At 64.1% G+C, this 16,817-nt stretch carries 16 protein-coding genes, 1 other RNA gene and 1 riboswitch; of the genes, 8 read left to right on the top strand and 9 right to left on the bottom strand.

Features of this window, described 5'->3' with window-relative positions; genetic code table 11:
- Entirely contained in the window at positions 1-1,149 is a 1,149-nt protein-coding gene (gene lptG, locus PQQ53_RS14835) for an LPS export ABC transporter permease LptG (RefSeq protein WP_408141541.1), read from the bottom strand.
- Positions 1,150-1,152: 3 nt separating this feature from the next.
- Positions 1,153-2,250, bottom strand: coding sequence for an LPS export ABC transporter permease LptF (gene lptF, locus PQQ53_RS14830; protein WP_408141542.1), 1,098 nt, complete (start codon positions 2,248-2,250; stop codon positions 1,153-1,155).
- Between the two features lie 137 nt (positions 2,251-2,387).
- Between lptF and PQQ53_RS14825 the strand changes: the two genes are divergently transcribed.
- The 3 genes from PQQ53_RS14825 (at position 2,388) to PQQ53_RS14815 (ending at position 5,256) form a co-directional block, all read left to right on the top strand.
- On the top strand, positions 2,388-3,914 hold the full coding sequence (locus PQQ53_RS14825; protein ID WP_408152903.1) for a leucyl aminopeptidase: 1,527 nt from the start codon (positions 2,388-2,390) through the stop codon (positions 3,912-3,914).
- 64 nt (positions 3,915-3,978) lie between these two features.
- A complete protein-coding gene (locus PQQ53_RS14820) occupies positions 3,979-4,395 on the top strand; it encodes a DNA polymerase III subunit chi (protein ID WP_408324611.1) in 417 nt (138 codons plus the stop codon).
- A gap of 108 nt (positions 4,396-4,503) precedes the next feature.
- The gene (locus tag PQQ53_RS14815; RefSeq protein ID WP_408324610.1) at positions 4,504-5,256 is read left to right on the top strand and encodes a DUF2486 family protein; all 753 of its coding nucleotides are present in this window, start codon (positions 4,504-4,506) and stop codon (positions 5,254-5,256) included.
- 74 nt (positions 5,257-5,330) lie between these two features.
- Here the strand turns inward: PQQ53_RS14815 and PQQ53_RS14810 are convergent, their stop codons facing one another.
- Together PQQ53_RS14810 and ilvD are read right to left on the bottom strand one after the other, a co-directional pair.
- Positions 5,331-5,672 carry a c-type cytochrome gene (locus PQQ53_RS14810; RefSeq protein ID WP_408324608.1) on the bottom strand — a complete coding sequence of 114 codons (342 nt, stop codon included), beginning with the start codon at positions 5,670-5,672 and terminating at the stop codon, positions 5,331-5,333.
- 181 nt (positions 5,673-5,853) lie between these two features.
- Entirely contained in the window at positions 5,854-7,527 is a 1,674-nt protein-coding gene (gene ilvD, locus PQQ53_RS14805; protein ID WP_408152897.1) for a dihydroxy-acid dehydratase, read from the bottom strand.
- A 200-nt stretch (positions 7,528-7,727) separates the two neighbouring features.
- Between ilvD and PQQ53_RS14800 the strand changes: the two genes are divergently transcribed.
- Positions 7,728-8,717, top strand: coding sequence for a LysR family transcriptional regulator (locus PQQ53_RS14800; protein ID WP_408324606.1), 990 nt, complete (start codon positions 7,728-7,730; stop codon positions 8,715-8,717).
- A gap of 145 nt (positions 8,718-8,862) precedes the next feature.
- Positions 8,863-9,768 carry a prolipoprotein diacylglyceryl transferase gene (gene lgt / locus PQQ53_RS14795; protein WP_408324604.1) on the top strand — a complete coding sequence of 302 codons (906 nt, stop codon included), beginning with the start codon at positions 8,863-8,865 and terminating at the stop codon, positions 9,766-9,768.
- A gap of 112 nt (positions 9,769-9,880) precedes the next feature.
- Here lgt and PQQ53_RS14790 read toward each other — a convergent pair whose 3' ends face one another.
- From PQQ53_RS14790 to PQQ53_RS14770, 5 genes are all read right to left on the bottom strand, one after another.
- Positions 9,881-10,612 carry an SIMPL domain-containing protein gene (locus PQQ53_RS14790; protein ID WP_408141550.1) on the bottom strand — a complete coding sequence of 244 codons (732 nt, stop codon included), beginning with the start codon at positions 10,610-10,612 and terminating at the stop codon, positions 9,881-9,883.
- Positions 10,613-10,784: 172 nt separating this feature from the next.
- Positions 10,785-11,243, bottom strand: coding sequence for an EVE domain-containing protein (locus PQQ53_RS14785; RefSeq protein WP_408152894.1), 459 nt, complete (start codon positions 11,241-11,243; stop codon positions 10,785-10,787).
- 132 nt (positions 11,244-11,375) lie between these two features.
- Positions 11,376-11,557, bottom strand: a non-coding RNA gene (ssrS, locus tag PQQ53_RS14780) — 6S RNA.
- Positions 11,558-11,648: 91 nt separating this feature from the next.
- Positions 11,649-11,963, bottom strand: a complete 315-nt coding sequence (locus PQQ53_RS14775) for a cell division protein ZapA (RefSeq protein WP_408141552.1) — start codon at positions 11,961-11,963, stop codon at positions 11,649-11,651.
- Complete coding sequence (locus PQQ53_RS14770) at positions 11,960-12,316, bottom strand: ATPase (RefSeq protein ID WP_408141553.1); 357 nt, start codon at positions 12,314-12,316, stop codon at positions 11,960-11,962. The genes PQQ53_RS14775 and PQQ53_RS14770 overlap by 4 nt, the downstream gene beginning before the upstream one ends.
- Positions 12,317-12,523: 207 nt before the next feature.
- Positions 12,524-12,783: riboswitch (cobalamin riboswitch) on the top strand.
- Between the two features lie 92 nt (positions 12,784-12,875).
- Here PQQ53_RS14770 and PQQ53_RS14765 point away from each other — a divergent pair.
- Genes PQQ53_RS14765 through PQQ53_RS14755 form a run of 3 tightly spaced genes read left to right on the top strand, consistent with a single transcriptional unit; the run spans position 12,876 to position 16,795 of the window.
- Complete coding sequence (locus PQQ53_RS14765) at positions 12,876-14,867, top strand: TonB-dependent receptor domain-containing protein (RefSeq protein WP_408324602.1); 1,992 nt, start codon at positions 12,876-12,878, stop codon at positions 14,865-14,867.
- Positions 14,868-14,894: 27 nt separating this feature from the next.
- Positions 14,895-15,956 (top strand): FecCD family ABC transporter permease, encoded by a 1,062-nt coding sequence (locus PQQ53_RS14760; RefSeq protein WP_408141555.1) that lies wholly within the window; start codon positions 14,895-14,897, stop codon positions 15,954-15,956.
- Positions 15,953-16,795, top strand: a complete 843-nt coding sequence (locus PQQ53_RS14755; RefSeq protein WP_408141556.1) for an ABC transporter ATP-binding protein — start codon at positions 15,953-15,955, stop codon at positions 16,793-16,795. Before PQQ53_RS14760 ends, PQQ53_RS14755 begins: the two co-directional genes overlap by 4 nt.
- Positions 16,796-16,817 lie beyond the last annotated feature (22 nt).

Below are 16,817 nucleotides of genomic sequence, written 5' to 3'. Positions count from 1 at the left end.
CTAATGCCGGTCAACCCACTTCAACCCAACCAACCCAAGCACCAGATAAACGAGCCCAGGCGTAGCCGCAGTCAAAGGCGCCGGCCACGTATTCAACGTCCCGATATGCGAGAACAGCGTATTGAACAACTGGAAGCTCATCCCGAGCATAATCCCGCCGAACACCTTCACACCCACAACCCCAGCCCGCGTATGCAAATACGCAAACGGCAACGACAACACCAGCATCACGAACACCGCAAACGGATACAACACCTTGCGCCACAGCGCGATCTCATAACGCTGCGTGTCCTGATGATTCTCGGTCAAATGCTGGATATAGCGGAACAGATTGAACATCGACATCCGATCCGGCGCCACCAGCAGCACCGACAGAATCTGCGGCGTCAATTCCGAGCGCAGCGAGTATTCGGGCAACGACACCTGCTTCGCGCGATAGACCGGATTGAGCGCATCGGCCGGCGTGCCCGGAGGAGGGGGCACATCGAGCAATTGCGTATCAGTCACGCCCGTCAGTTGCCAGTGCCCCGGCGGCTGAAACCGGCCGCTTTGCGCGGTGCGCACATTCGACAACCGGAACTTCGAATCGAACTCATAGATGCGCACGTTGGCGATCGTCGCGTCCGGCTTCAACTCGCCGACGTTCACGAAGCGCGTCACCTGCTCGCCGTCCGCGCGCGCGGTGAGCGTGTCCTTCACCCACACGCCCGACTGAAAGTTGGTCGACACCGACGAACCCAGCGCCTCGAGCCGCACCCGCTCCGACAGCTGATCCGTGTACGGGCCGACCACTTCGCCAATCAGATACGTGAGGAACACGAGCGGAATGCCGATCTTCATCAGCGAGCGCAGTGCCTGATTGGTAGCGAGGCCCGACACACGAAAAATCGTGTACTCGGAATTCGCCGCCATCTGCGCAAACACGTAGATCGCGCTGATCAACGCGGCGACCGGAATGATTTCGTAGAAGCGCGACGGCGTTTGCAACGCAACGCGCAGCACCGCGTACTGGAACTTGTAGTTGCCGTGCCCGACCGAGTTCAGTTCGTTGATCAGGTCGAAGAAGAAGAACAGACCCGAAAACGCAAACAGAATAAAGATGAACGTGAGATAGATCTGACGCGCGAAATACCTTTCATAGATGCGCATCGGTCAGGCTCCCTGCGAACGGCTGAACATGGCCCGCGTGAAGAGCGGCCGGTTGCGCACGCGCAGCCAGAAGATGAACGCGACGATTGCCGCCACGATGACGTGCAGGATCACGAGGCCCACCCCGAACGACATCTTGCCCTGCTCGATCCACGACTGCACCACGTTCAGCAGATTCGAATACGTCAGATAGATCAGCACGGCCATCACCAGATTGATGGTGCGGCTGCGGCGCGGATTCTGGTGCGCAAGCGGAATGGCCAGCAGCATCAGGTTGATCGCGATCAGCGGCAGCCCCGCGCGCCACGCGAATTCCGCGAGGTTGTCTTTGGTCGGATTACGCAGCAGCGTGAGCGTGGGCGTGCCGGTGGTGGTCGGCGTATTGACGACCGGCTGGCTCTGGATCTTCACGCCATAGCGCTCGAACTCCATGATGCGGAAATCGGGATGGCCAGGCTCGCCGTCATAGCGCCGCCCGTTTTCCAGCACGACGAAGCGGTCGCCGTTCTTGTGCGTCTCGGTATGGCCGAACTTCGAGACCACCACGTTGACCTTGCCGCCTTCCGTGCTGGTCACGAAGACATTCTCGACGCGCCCCTGGTCGGGCGACATCTTCTCGATGAAGAACACCCGGTGGCTCGCAGCCGACTCGCGGAACTGGCCCGGCGCGAGCAGCGAGACCTCGTCGCGCTGCTGGAAGCGCGCGCGGATCAGCTTGCTCTGCTGGTTCGACCACGGCCAGCCGACGAACACGAAGAACATGATGAGGATGATGATCGGCGTGGCAAAAATACCGATCGGCTTGATGAATTGCGTGAGGCTCACGCCCGAGGACAGCCACACGACCATCTCGGAGTCTTTGTACCAGCGCGTGAGGACGAACAGGATCGACACGAACAGGGTCGCGACGAGCATGATCGCCAGATAGCCGATCACGGTGAGGCCGATCAGGACCAGCACGTCGCGCGGGTCGATCTCGCCCTGGGCCGCGAAGCCGACGATGCGGATCATCATCGTCGTCAGCACGAGCGTGAGGAGAACCATGAACACGGCACCAGCCGTATACGCGAGTTCGCGCTGGAGGGAGCGTTCGAAGATCATTATTGATGACGAGAGGGGGCGCTCTCAGTGACGCGCGGGTTCGTTCCCGTCACGCCTCCGGTGCAGCCGCCGCGGGAAAAATAGCGGATAATTGCGGCTTTCATCCTAAGCCCAGATTTTATCCGAGGACAAGCGCGATGGACTTTAGCATAAAAGCCTGTGATTGGACCAAAGGCTCGTCAAACGGTTTCCTGACCGGGAAGTCGGATTGCATCGTAATCGGTGTGTTCGAGTCGCAAACGCTCTCGGGCGCGGCGCTTGAGATCGACGAGGCCACCCGCGGCCTGCTGACCCGCATCATCAAGGCCGGCGACATGGACGGCAAGGCCGGCACCACGCTGTTCCTGCACGAAGTGTCGGGCATCGGCGCGTCGCGCGTGCTGCTGGTCGGCCTCGGCAAGCAGGATGCCTTCAGCCAGAAAGCCTATGGCGACGCCGTGCGGGCCGCATGGCGCGCGCTGCTGCCCACCAAGATCGTCCAGGTCACCTTCACGCTGGCCCAGTTGCCGGTGCTCGAGCGCACCGCCGATTGGGGCGTGCGCGCCGCGATCCTCGCGCTGCGCGAGCTGACCTACAAGTTCACGCAGATGAAGAGCAAGCCGGACAACTCGGCGCGCGCCTTGAAGCGCATCGTCTTCAGCGTGAATACCGGCGACGAGAAGGCCGCCAAGCTGGCCGCGAAGCAGGGAGCGGCGCTCGCCAACGGCATGGACCTCACGCGCGACCTCGGCAACCTGCCGAGCAACGTCTGCACGCCGAGCTACCTCGCCAGCACCGCGAAGAAACTCGCCAAGGACTGGAAGCTGAAGGTCGAAGTGCTCGGCGAGAAGCAATGCGAAGCGCTCAAGATGGGCTCGTTCCTGTCGGTCACGGCCGGCTCGGTCGAACCGGCGCAGTTCATCGTGCTGCAGTACCAGGGCGGCGCTGCGAAGGCCGCGCCGGTGGTGCTGGTCGGCAAGGGCGTCACGTTCGACACCGGCGGCATCTCGCTGAAGCCGGGCGAGGGCATGGACGAGATGAAGTACGACATGTGCGGCGCCGGCTCGGTGCTGGGCACGTTGCGCGCGGTCGCCGAAATGGGCCTGAAGATCAACGTGGTCGGCATCATCCCGGCGGTCGAGAACATGCCGTCGGCCACCGCCACCAAGCCGGGCGACATCGTCACCAGCATGAAGGGCCTGACGATCGAAGTGCTGAACACCGACGCCGAAGGCCGCCTGATCCTGTGCGATGCGCTCACTTACGCCGAGCGCTTCAAGCCGGCCGCGGTGATCGACATCGCCACGCTCACGGGCGCGTGCATCATCGCGCTCGGCCATCACAACAGCGGCCTCTTCTCGAAAGACGACGCGCTCGCGGGCGAGCTGCTCGACGCGTCGCGTGAAGCATCCGACCCGGCCTGGCGTCTGCCGCTCGACGACGAGTATCAGGACCAGCTGAAGTCGAATTTCGCCGATATCGCCAACATCGGCGGCCGCCCGGCGGGCAGCGTCACGGCGGCGTGCTTCCTGTCGCGCTTCACGGACGCTTATCCGTGGGCGCATCTGGATATCGCCGGCACCGCGTGGAAGAGCGGCGCGGCGAAGGGCGCCACTGGCCGTCCGGTGCCTTTGCTCGCGCAGTTCCTGATCGACAGGGCCGCGGACGGTCGCGCCGCACAATGACGCATTGCAGTCAGCCCGCGGGCGCAGTCACAACCGTTGCGGCGGAAGCTGGGGCGAGCCGCCGATGACGAGAATCGATTTTCACTCGAACGTCGGCGACTCGCTGCTGTATGCGTGCCGCCTGCTGCGCAAGGCGTATCAGGCGGGCCAGCCGACCATCGTGCTGGCCGAGCCCGCGCGCCTGCGGGCCCTCGATGAACAGTTGTGGACCTTTTCGCCGCTCGACTTCGTCCCGCACTGCATGGCCGGCACGCCGCTCGCCGCGCAAACCCCGATCGTGCTGACCACGAGTCTCGACGATGTGCCGCATCACCAGATACTGCTCAATCTCGGCGCCACGGTGCCGGCGCAGTTCGCGCGCTTCGAAAGATTGCTGGAAGTGGTCGGTAACGCACACGAAGAACTCGTTGCGGGCCGCGAGCGTTATCGCTTCTACCGCGATCGCGGCTATGCTTTGAACAACTACAAGCAAGGCAGTTAGTTTTCATCCGCCTGCATCGCGCCGGTTTCGTCGTGTGCAGGCGCATGACCGACGGCTGCGATTTGCTGGCATTCTGCTTCGGCTTCGACTCAAACACGGAGAGCGCACGTGTCCGACCCCAACGATAATTCGATTCCGGTTCTGCACGAGATTCTCGTACCGGGCCGCGAACCCCAGGCGCGCGAAGGAACGGCTGGTGCACCGGCGGCTCAGCCGGCGCCGCCCGAACAACCCGACCGGCTGCAGGAACCCGGTTTCAGGACGGAACCCGCGCTTGCGCCGCAACCGGTGCTGACGCCGGAGCAGACGCGCGCGCCGGAGCCAGTTCTCGCGCCGGAGCCTGCCCATGCGGCAGAACCCGCTTTCACGCCAGCCTCTGTGGCCCCCTCACAAGCGGCACACCCAGCGGAGCCCGCGCTCACACCGGAACCGCAACCGCTGCATGCGGCGGAGCATGCTCATCCGAAAAGGCGCCCGTGGCTGCAGCACGGCACTGAGCACGACGACCACGGGCATGTATCGCCGGGGGTGTTCGACCGAACCGAACCGGCTGCGCCGCTCGAAGCGGGCACGATCGTGCCGCCGGACATCGCTCACGAAGCCGCAGTCGCCGCGCCACCACAGCAGGATCTCGACGCCGACGTCATTGCCGAGCGTCTGCGCGGACGCTTCGCGGGTTTCCTGACGGGCGAGGGACGCGGCATCATCGAAGCGCGTTGCCGCGATGCTTTGCAGGAGCACACCACGTTGCTCGTCAGCCAGATCACGCGTGAAGTGGCGCTGACGCTGGAAACCGAAATGACCGGCTGGGTGCGTGAAGCGGTGGAAGAAGAGATCGCGCGGCGCGCGAGCCGCGGCTAAAGGTTCGCGGCGGATCGTACAAGGCGGCGTCGCGGAGGACGCCCGCACCGGGCGCCTTCAATGCGGCGCCCGTTTCATTTGAGCGTCAGCACCCAGGCCGCCAGTGTGGCCGCCTGATCGGGCGTGAGTTGGGTATTCGCGGGCATCGGCAACGGACCCCACACGCCTGTGCTGCCATCCAGAATCTTGTGCTTCAGGTAAAGGGCGGCGTCTTCGCGTCCGGCATATCTCGCCGCGACCTCGTGCAGTGCCGGTCCCATGAAGGAGCGCGTAACCGAATGGCAACTCATGCAGTTCTGCTGCTGGGCCAACACGAGACCGGCGGGCGCCTCGGCATGCGCGGCCGGACTGCCGGTGCTCAACGTGGCGCCCAGCATGACGGCTGCTGCGACCGCTGCATACGACATTGATTTCATTGTGGTCTCCGTCGGTGCAGGTGCCCGACTCGTGGTGCGAGCATTATAAAAGGAAAGGGGCGCACGTTTTCCCGTGCGCCCCTTGCGCTTTTACGTAACGCTCGCAAGCACTTTGCCACCGTCAATGTCGCGTCGAACTTGCCCTGAAAGCCGGTCGCGCCGGCAGCTTACGTGCGTGTGCTCAGCCTGTCACCGCGCCCCGGTTCGCCGGCAGCGCCAGCGCGAAATACTTCGCCAGCACGCCCCGCGTGTAACGCGGCTGCGGTTGCTGCCATGCGGCACGGCGGCGCTGCAACTCGGCATCGTCGACGTTCAGTTGCAGCAGCAGCTTGTGCGCGTCGATCGTGATCGAGTCGCCTTCCTGCACGAGCGCGATCGTGCCGCCCACGAACGCTTCCGGCGCAACGTGGCCGACCACCATGCCCCACGTGCCGCCCGAGAAGCGGCCGTCGGTGATCAGGCCGACGGTTTCGCCGAGACCTTTGCCGATGATCGCCGAGGTCGGCGCGAGCATTTCCGGCATGCCGGGGCCGCCCTTCGGGCCGAGGTAGCGCAGCACCACCACGTCGCCGGCGACGATCCTGTCGGCCAGAATCGCTTCCAGCGCGCTTTGCTCGTCTTCGAAGACACGCGCCGGTCCGGTGATGACCGGGTTCTTCAGGCCGGTGATCTTGGCGACCGCGCCGTCGACGGCGAGATTGCCTTTCAGGATCGCCAGATGGCCTTCCCTGTACAGCGCTTTTTCCAGCGGGAAAATCACCTGCTGATCGGCGCGGGGCCTGGCCGGCACGTCCTTGAGCTCTTCGGCCAGCGTCTTGCCGGTGATGGTGATGCAGTCGCCGTGCAGCAGACCCGCGTCGAGCAGGATCTTCATGACTTGCGGGATGCCGCCGGCCTTGTGCAGATCGGTCGCAACGTATTGGCCCGACGGCTTCAGGTTGCAGATCACCGGCACTTTCTTGCGCATGCGCTCGAAATCCTCGATCGACCATTCCACTTCGGCCGCGTGCGCGATCGCCAGATAGTGCAGCACGGCATTGGTCGAGCCGCCGGTCGCCATGATCAGCGCGACGGCGTTTTCAATCGACTTCTTCGTGATGATGTCGCGCGGCTTCAGGTCCTGCTTGACCGCTTCAACCAGCACACGCGCCGATTCGGCGGCCGAGTCGACCTTTTCCTGATCCGGATTGGCCATCGTCGACGAATACAGCAGCGACATGCCGAGCGCCTCGAACGACGAGCTCATCGTGTTGGCGGTGTACATGCCGCCGCACGAGCCGGTGGACGGACACGCGTTCTTTTCGATCCCTTCGAAGTCCTCTTCCGACATCCGGCCCGCCGTGAATTCGCCGACCGCTTCGAACGACGACACGATGGTCAGGTCAGTGCCCTTCCAGTTGCCCGGACGGATCGTGCCGCCGTACACGTAGATGCCCGGCACGTTCATGCGGGCGAGGCCGATCATGCCGCCCGGCATGTTCTTGTCGCACCCGCCGATCACGACCACACCGTCCATCCATTGGCCTTGCACGCAGGTCTCGATGCAATCGGCGATCACTTCGCGCGACACCAGCGAGTACTTCATGCCTTCGGTGCCCATCGACATGCCGTCCGAGATGGTCGGCGTGCCGAAGATCTGCGGGTTCGCGTCGGCGCGCTTGACCGCGACCACCGCCGCGTCGGCCAGACGCTGCAGGCCGGCGTTGCATGGCGTGATGGTCGAGTGGCCGTTGGCGATGCCGATCATCGGCTTGTCGAAATCGTCTTTCTGGTAGCCGAGCGCGTAGTACATCGAGCGGTTCGGCGAACGCGCCACGCCTTGCGTGATGTTCTTCGAACGACGGTTGTATGCCATGGGGAATCTCCAATCTGTTTTGTTTTGAGCCGCGCTGCGTGCTGTCTGCCCTGCGATTTGCCGGTATTGCCGCATTGGCCGGCTTGCTGGGCGGTGCTCCAGTTCAGTGTAGTTCCGCAGCGTCGAGCAAGGATGCAGTTTTGCAAACTGCGTGTCCAATATATTATTCAGGCACAATTAGGTCGTAAAATGTATTAATCATGCTGCCTGCCGTTCCCGACCTGCGCCAGTTGCGCTATTTCGTCACCGTCGCCGAAGAGATGCACTTCGGGCGCGCGGCTGCGCGTCTGACGATGACGCAGCCGCCGCTGTCGCAAGCGATCCGCGCGCTCGAAGAGACGCTCGGCGTCGAGTTGTTCGCGCGCACCAAACGTTCGGTCGAATTGACCTCGGTCGGCGCGGATCTGTTGCCCGAGGTGCGGCGCCTGCTGGCGAGCGCCGAGGGCTTGAGGCCGCTCGCGCAGAGCCTCGCGCGCGGCGAAGCGGGGGTGTTGTCGCTGGCGTTCGTGTCCACCGCGGACTACGGCTTGCTGCCCCCGCTGCTGCGGGATTTCGGCGCGCGCTATCCGAGGGTGCGGCTCGAATTGACGGAAGCCACCAGCGACGTGCAACTCGACGAGTTGACGGCCGGGCGCATCGACGCCGGCCTCGTGATCGCGCCGCTGCCGTCGCGCCACGCCGCGCAACTCGCGTGGCTGCCGATCGTGCGCGAGCCGCTGGTGATCGCGATGTCGGCGGACATGGCGGAGCAGGTGAGCCGCGCCGCCGGCTCCGGCGCCGGCTCGGACCCGCGCGCCGAATGGCTCGACACGCCGATCAGCCTGCGCGATGTCGCCGACGCGCCGCTCGTGATCTTCCCCAGACGTCTGGCGCCAGGCTTTTATGACATCATTATGGATTGCTACGGCGTCGCGGGCCTCGTACCCCGGATCGGCCAGGAGGCGATCCAGATGCAGACCATCGTCAGCCTCGTGTCGGCCGGCATGGGTGTCGCACTGGTGCCGCAATCGTTACGTAATCTGCGCCGCACGGGTGTCGTGTACCGGCCGCTGTCCGAGTCGGTGCCCGCGATCGAGACGGGGCTCGCGTGGCGCACCGACGAGGTGAGTCCGGTGCTGGCCGGTTTCGTCGACATCGTGCGTACGCATGCCGCCTCCGTCGGCGCGCCGGGTCTCGCGGCAGGCGATTAGCGGCGCTGCCGCGAACGCATCGCGGCTCGCACCGTCCAACGCATGCGCCGGATAACGCGCGAACCGCTGACGAACGACTAACCCGCCGCGCGCGAACCGATTACACCAACCCCGCTTCTGAACCTGAACTGCCCATAACAACACGATGCTCATTCATCCGAATTTCGACCCCATTGCCATTCATCTGGGGCCGCTCGCCGTGCGCTGGTATGGACTGATGTACCTCGTCGCGTTCATCGCGGCGATCGTCGTCGGCCGGCTGCGGCTGCGTTTGCCGTTTGTCGCGGCGCAAGGCTGGACCGTCAAGGATATCGACGACATGCTGTTCTACGGCGTGCTGGGTACGATCCTCGGCGGCCGGCTCGGCTATGTGCTGTTCTACAAGGCGAGCTTTTATTTCGCGCATCCGCTCGACATCTTCAAGGTGTGGGAGGGCGGCATGTCGTTCCACGGCGGCTTCCTCGGCGTGACGCTGGCGATGGTGCTGTTCGCGTATCAGCGCAAACGCTCGTGGCTGCAGGTCACCGACTTCGTCGCGCCGATGGTGCCCACCGGGCTCGCGGCAGGGCGCCTCGGCAATTTCATCAACGGCGAGTTGTGGGGCCGCGTGACCGACCCGTCCGCGCCGTGGGCGATGCTGTTTCCGGGCGCCGCGCCCGACGACGCCGCGTGGCTCGCCGCGCATCCGCAACTGGCCGCGCAATGGCATCTGAACGAGGTGTTCGCGCAATATCACATGCTGCCGCGACATCCGTCGGAGCTGTATGAGATCGCGCTCGAAGGCGTCGCATTGTTCTTCGTGCTGTTCTTCTTCTCGCGCAAACCGAAGCCGCTGGGCGCGATTTCCGCGGTGTTCCTGATCGGCTACGGTCTCGCGCGCTTCACGGTCGAATTCGCCCGCGAGCCGGACGACTTCCTCGGACTGCTGGCGATGGGCCTGTCGATGGGCCAATGGCTGTCGCTGCCGATGATCCTCGCGGGCATCGGCATGCTGGTGTGGTCGTATCGCCGTGCACGCCGTGAACCGGCGCAGGCGGTCAGCGCGAGCTGAGCGCTACGGTTCGTCGTAGCGAGCGCACGATGAAAAACGCCACGGCATGCCGTGGCGTTTTCTTTTGCAGCACGAGACATGCTGAGCGCGCAAACGCGGCCGCGCGCTAGCGTTACTTCATCTGCACCGAGCCCGATACGTTGACCGTCACCGTCGACGTGCCGCCTTCGAGCGGCATCGGCGCCATCGTCTTCGCGTCGGCGCTCATGGCGCGCGCGCTCATCATCATCATCGGACGGGGCATCACGCCGCTGTGATTCACGTTGACCTCGCGAATCGAATAGCCGCTGAAGCCAAATGCCTGCGCCGACGACGCGGCCTGATCGCGGAACGACCGGATCGCTTCGCCGGTGAGCTTCTGCTCGGCGGCGCGTTGCGCTTCCGGCGACAGCGAGAACTGCACGTTGCCGACCTGCATGACCGAGGCCATTTGTCCCGCGAGCTTCGACGCCGCGGCGAAGTCATGCGATTCGAGCACGACCTCCGTGCGGCCGCGCCACGCGGAAATACGCCCGTCACGATCGGTGGAGGGGAAGATGGCGAACGAACCCGTGCGGGCCGTCACGCCGCTCACGCCTCGCGCCTTCTGCAACGCCGCGTCGGCGCGCTGATTCAGCGTGGCCGTGAGCGCGGAGGGGTCGCTCGCTTCCTGCTCGTAAAACAGCGTGATATCGACGACGTCCTGCGGAATTTCCGCGCTGGCCTGAGCGTTCAGCGACAGCACGCCCGATGGCTGGGCCTGCATGACGCCTTGCGCGCGGGCCATGGCCGGGGTGAGCGCGAGCGCGACAGGCGCGGTGCAGACGAGAGCGAGTGCGAGTGCCCGTGCGGTTTTTTTCGACATTGCTGGACTCCTTGCTTGAACAGGGTTGTGCACGATTGGCGCGAACGCCACGCAGTGGTGGCATGACGTTTGCGGGCGCGTTTGTGCGCCTGTTAGGCGCTCGTAACCGGAGCTTGGTTCCCTAATTGACGTTGCCTGTCAGGGGCGACGGCGCGTCGAAGTGAGCGAGCCTTCAGGCGAGCCGTGTGGTGATGAAGCGCCATTCGGCTTCGGTCACGGGCGTGATCGACAGGCGATTGCCTTTGGCGAGCACGCGCATGTCCTGCAGTTCCGGATGCTCGCGCAGCGCGGCCAGCGGAATCAGCGGGATTTTCTTCTTGAACACCACGTCGACCAGCAGCCAGCGAGGCGTTTCCTGCGACGACTTCGCGTCGTAGTACGGACTCTCTTTATCGAACTGGGTCGGGTCAGGATACGCGGTGGACGACACTTGCGCGAGCCCCGCAATGCCGGGTTCAGGGCAGCTCGAGTGATAGAACAGCACGCCGTCGCCGACCTGCATCATGTCGCGCATGAAGTTGCGCGCCTGATAGTTGCGCACGCCGGTCCACGGCAGCGTGCGGTGTGGTGCGTGGGCGAGATGGTCGATGCTCGCCTCGTCCGGTTCGGACTTCATTAGCCAGTAGCGCATGAATCGAATTGAACGTTAAAGTTTGGACGACGTGAAAAAATCGAAACCTGTGAGGCGAGGCGCACCCACAGACACGCCAGCGGACGCACAAAGAAAAACGGCATCGAACCGAAGTCCGATGCCGTTCTAGATAAGGTCCCCGCCTTAGCCGCTAGGCCGGCATCCTGAACCGGGGGTTCAGAATTGGTCGCAGTTAGCAACACTTCGGGTACATCAGACAGAGTGACGCGCACGCCCGTGCTACAAATTTCCGCAACCGTGCACATGGCATTGGTTCAAGGAATATATGACCTTGGCGAACCAGGCAGGGAAGCTAAACCGATGAAACTTAAACGATAGAACTCAAACGTTTGCGGAGACTTCGCTTTGTTTGAATTCGCGGCAGATCTCAGGACCGGCCGATACTTACTGCATGCTGTACTGCTGAATCACAGTACCCAGTTGTTCGTTCATTTGCTGCATTGTACGCCGGATTTCCTCAGCGGGAAATGCTTCTCCGTGTCGTACGCTCGATTGCAGCCTAAGCAGTTCCGATGCCAGCGACAGCGCAGCCATGACAGCAATGCGATCCGTGCCGCGCACGTTGCTGTTATTGCGGATCTTCGACATTTCGGCGTCGACGCGTGCCACCGCTTCGAGCAGCGCGCCTTCCGTTTCCGGCGAGCATGCAAGGCGATAGGGCACGTCGAGAATCGATACTTCGATCTGCTTGGCGGTCATGCGTTTTCTCCGTGGCGGGTAACCTCGCTCTGCGCGTCGGCGGCGTCCTGAACCGGCTCGAGCAGATCGAGCTGGTTGTCAGGCTCGCTGCTCGCGCGAGCCCGCGGCAGTTTCTCGAGAATCGCATTCAGGCGCACCTGAGCGTCGTCGATCTTGGCGGACAGCGTGTCGCGCTCCGCTTGCAGTGCATCGCGCTCCTCGCGCAGCAGCGCAAGTTCCGTGCGCGTGGCATCCAGTTCGGCACGCGATTGGGCGAGTTGATCTTCGAGCGCGAGCCGCGCTTCATTGTGGCGCTGGCTGATCGCAATCAGCTTGCCGATATTCTGTGAGAGTGATTCGAGTTCGGTGAGCATGTGCTGCGTCCTCTAAAGACATCGCATTTTAGCGCGGAATATTGCAGGTTCCGACAATTGTCTCGTTTCGAGACGTAACAACATCGCTATGTGCAGGCTTTTCCCGACCATATGATGAAAAAGTACTCGCCCATCGGACAATAACCTGCACTTAACAGAACGGATTGCGCCCGGTTTGACCTTTCTTGACGCACGTCGAGGGCGCTCCTAAACTGCCGGCACTCTGGTGCCCGCGCCGCTGTTCACAGTGCGCGCGGTTAAACGGGAAGCAGGGCGCGCCACTCATCGAACTGAACGCGCGAACCTGCGCTGCCCCCGCAACGGTAAGCGACCGCATTCGTCATGCAGGTCGGTCCTGATCGCGTGTCTGAAAGTTCAACATGCGAGTGTGCCACTGCGCGTTACGCGTGGGAAGGCGGGATCGATGTGTCGTTAGCCCGGATACCGGCCAGAGGGAGAGGCACGTCCCCCGCGAAATGCAAGAAAGCGCGGGCGCTTCGTTATGCATCGGCCTGCGGGGAAGCGGGCCGCGCGAGCTATCCACAGGAATCGTCATCCCATGCTGTCCCCCATCGCCCGCGCGACGCTGCTTGCTTTTGCGGGCTTGCCGCTCGTCGTGCACGCGCAAACCGCGGACTCGTCGCCGGGTTCGTCCGCCGGTTCGTCTGCTGCTTCGGCCGGCGCTTCGGCCACCTCCGCGGCGCCTTTGTCGGCTCAGCCATCGTCCGCCTCCGATGCCAGTGCAAAAACCAACGCACAGGCGAACGCCGCCGCGCAGAATGCCACGCCCGCCGTGTTGTCACCAGTCGTCGTGACCGCGGAGCGCGGGCCGCAAGCGCTCGCGGACGCGATCCCGCAGACCTCGCTGTTCGATCAGCAGGATCTCGCCGATACCACCGCGACCGACTTGCCCGGCCTCCTGCAACTCGCGCCCGGTGCGCAAATCTCGCGCACAGGCGGGCCAGGTTCGACGACGAGCGTCTATTTGCGCGGCGCATCGTCGACGCAATCGCTATTGCTGATCGACGGCGTGCGCGTCGACTCGGTGAGTCTCGGTGCGCCGCAACTCGCGCAGATTCCGCTCGACCAGATCGATCATGTCGAAGTGGTGAACGGCAACGTCTCCGCGTTATACGGTTCGGGCGCGATCGGCGGCGTGGTGCAGGTGTTCACGAAAGAGGGCGGCGATCATCCGCCGCGTTTCAACTTTTCGGTGGGCTACGGCAGCTATCACACGCAAACGCAGCAGGCAGGCGTGAACGGCGCACTCGACAAAGACGGCCGCACGACCTTCAGCCTCTCGCTCGCGCGTTCGAAGGACGACGGCTTTTCATCGCTCAATCCGCAACAGGCGCCCGGCGCCAATCCGAATGCGAACGGCTATCTGAACGAGAGCGTCACGGGGTCGTTGCGTCACAAGTTCAACGACCGCTGGGACGCGGGCGTCAACTATTTCCAGTCGAACGGCAATAACAGCTACGACAACGCGTACGGCGTGCCGACCGATCTGAACAACCTGTACAGCAAGGTGCGCCAGGCGTCCGTGTTCGCGAACGGCAAGCTGACCGACTGGTGGACCACGCACTTCATCGTCTCCGAAGGCGACGACCGCAGCGTGTCGAAGACCAACGGCATCTACAACGGCCGCTTCGATACCGACAATCGGCAGTACACCTGGCAGAACGATTTCGCGTTCGCCGCGCGGCAGAAACTGCAGGTGGGCTACGAGCATCTCGATCAGAGCCTCGACTCCGATACGTTCGCGGCGCCGGATCGTCATGTGGATTCGGGCTTCATCGGCTACACGGGACGTTTCGGGCGCAACCAGTTTCAGGCCAACGTACGGCACGACCAGTATTCCGATTTCGGCGGGGCGAACAGTTACTATCTCGGCTACGGTTTCGACATCACCGAACACTGGAAGGCAACCGCAAGCTATTCGGATTCGTTTCGCGCGCCGAGTTTCGACGATCTCTACTATCCGATCAGCGGCAATCCGTCGATCCAGCCGGAGCACAGTCATTCGCTCGAAGCGGCGTTGCAGTACGCGTCGAACGCGCTCGGCGTGATGCGTCTGAGCGTATTCCAGACGCGCTATTCGAATCTGATCGACTACGCGCAGGTGACGCCCGGCATCTATCTGGCCGAGAACGTCGGCCGTGCGAAAGTGCAGGGGCTCGAAGGATCGTGGAGCGGACATGTCGGCGAGACGGACGTGCGCGCGTCGCTGACGCTGCAAAATCCCGTCGACCTCGACAACGATGTCGACCTCGTGCGGCGCGCGCGGCGATTCGGCTCGCTCACCGTGAATCGCAGCATCGCGGGATGGCGCGTCGGCGGCGAGTGGATCGTGAGCGGCCCGCGCGAGGACAGCAGCGGCAAGCTCGGGGGCTACGGCGTCGTGAATCTGTCGGCGCGCTACAACATCACGAAAGCGTGGTACGTGACCGCGCAAATCCAGAACCTGTTCGACAAGGACTATGAAACGGCCTACTCGTATAACTCGCCGGGACGCGGCGCGTATGTCACGATCGGTTGGCAGCAGCAGTGACGGCTTTGCCGCGTTGAGCGTGCGCGAATGAGCCGGCATCCTGGTTCGATGCCGGCCGCCGTGCGCGTGATGAACGCGAAACGGGCGGCCGCCATCTGGCTCGTTCTTGCGATGCTCGCGCTGGCGGTGCTGATGGCATCGCTCGCGCTCGGCAGTGTGTCGCTCGCCCCGTCGCGCGTGCTGGCGGCGCTGCTGCCGTCGCATGGGTTGTCTGGGTGGCCGGGCGAGTCGGCGGATCTTGCCAGCGAGATCGTGCGCACGCTGCGTTTGCCGCGCGCGCTGGCCGGCTTCGCATGCGGCGCGTTGCTGGCGTTGGCCGGTGCGCTGCTGCAGGTGCTGTTGCGCAACCCGCTTGCCGAACCGTACATATTGGGCGTGTCGGGTGGCGCGGCGAGCTTCGCGCTGGTGGCGATGATCGCCGGCAGCGCATGGTGGATCGTCGATGCCAGCGCATTCGCCGGCGCCTTCGTATCGATCCTGCTGGTGCTCGGTCTCGCGCGCCGCGAGTTGTGGCGCGGCGAGCCGCAGGACACGTCACCGCGTTTGCTGCTGACCGGCGCGGTGATCGCGGCGGGGTGGGGCGCGCTTATCACGCTGCTGCTCAATCTCGCGCCCGACAGCCGTTTGCGCGGCATGTTGTTCTGGCTGACCGGTGACCTCAATGGCGGCGCGTTGCCGTGGACCGCGCTCGTTGCGCTCGCCGTCGCGTTGCTGGCCATCGTGCCGGTGGCCCCGCGCCTGAACGTGCTGCTGCGTGGCGACGCCGCTGCGCAAGCCTTAGGCGTCGCGGTGATGCCGCTGCGTTTGCGCGTCTACCTGGTGGCGTCGCTCGCGGCGGCCGCCGCGGTGACGACGGCGGGCACCATCGGCTTCGTCGGTCTGGTGGTGCCGCATATGTTGCGCCTCGCGTTCGGCAACGATCAGCGCATGCTGTTGCCTGCCGCCGCGCTCGGCGGCGGCGTCGCGGTGATGGGCGCGGACCTGATCGCGCGCACCGTGATTGCGCCGGCGCAATTGCCGGTCGGCGTGATCACGTCGATTGTCGGCGTACCGGTGTTCCTCTGGATGCTGTTGCGCAAACGCCGATGACGCAAGCTCATACCAATCTCGAACCCGCCGTGCTCAGCGTACAACGCCTGACCTTGCGTGCCGGCGCGCGCACCTTGCTCGATGGGTTCACGCATACCTTCCATGCGGGCGAGATCTGGTGCGTCGCGGGCCCGAACGGCGCGGGCAAGACCACGCTGCTGTCCACGCTCGCGGGTCTGTTGCGCCCAGCGGCGGGCCATGTCGAACTGGATGGCGTGCGCATGTCCGACTGGGCGCCGTTGCCGCTCGCCCAGCGGCGCGCATTGATGCCGCAAAGCGCACCCGACGCGTTCAGCGCGAGCGTGCTCGACATCGTGACGTTGAATCGCTTTCCGCATCTGAGCGGCTGGGGTTGGGAGCGCGAAGCGGATCGCGTGGCCGCCCATGCCGCGCTGGACCTGCTGGGTCTCGCCGACTTCGCCGCGCGTGACGTGCTGTCGTTATCGGGCGGCGAACGTCAGCGCGTCGCGCTCGCGGCGGTGCTGTGTCAGGACGCGCCGTTGTTGCTGCTCGACGAACCGTTGTCGCATCTCGATCTGCATCATCAGATCGACTGTCTCGAAGCGCTCGCCGCATGGACGCGCGAGCCGCGCCGCACCGTGATGTTCTCGTGCCACGACCTGAATCTCGCACGCCGCTTCGCGACGCACGCGCTGTTGCTCGACGGTGCGGGCGGCGTGCATGCCGGACCGGTGCATGATGTGCTCACGCCCACGCTGACGAGCCGCGCATTCGGCTATCCGTTGATTCTGATTCGCGACGGCGAACACGAGGCGCTGATTCCCGCGCCGCGTGCGCGTCACGAATCGCCTGCCGGTTATGACACATCGGCAGGATAATCGCTCGAACCAAACACTCTCA

Source organism: Paraburkholderia strydomiana (genome assembly GCF_046030495.1).
Classification (GTDB): Bacteria; Pseudomonadota; Gammaproteobacteria; order Burkholderiales; family Burkholderiaceae; genus Paraburkholderia; species Paraburkholderia strydomiana_A.
The sequence above is the reverse complement of the archived record's forward strand: the minus strand, read 5'-3'. Positions and strand labels throughout refer to the sequence as shown.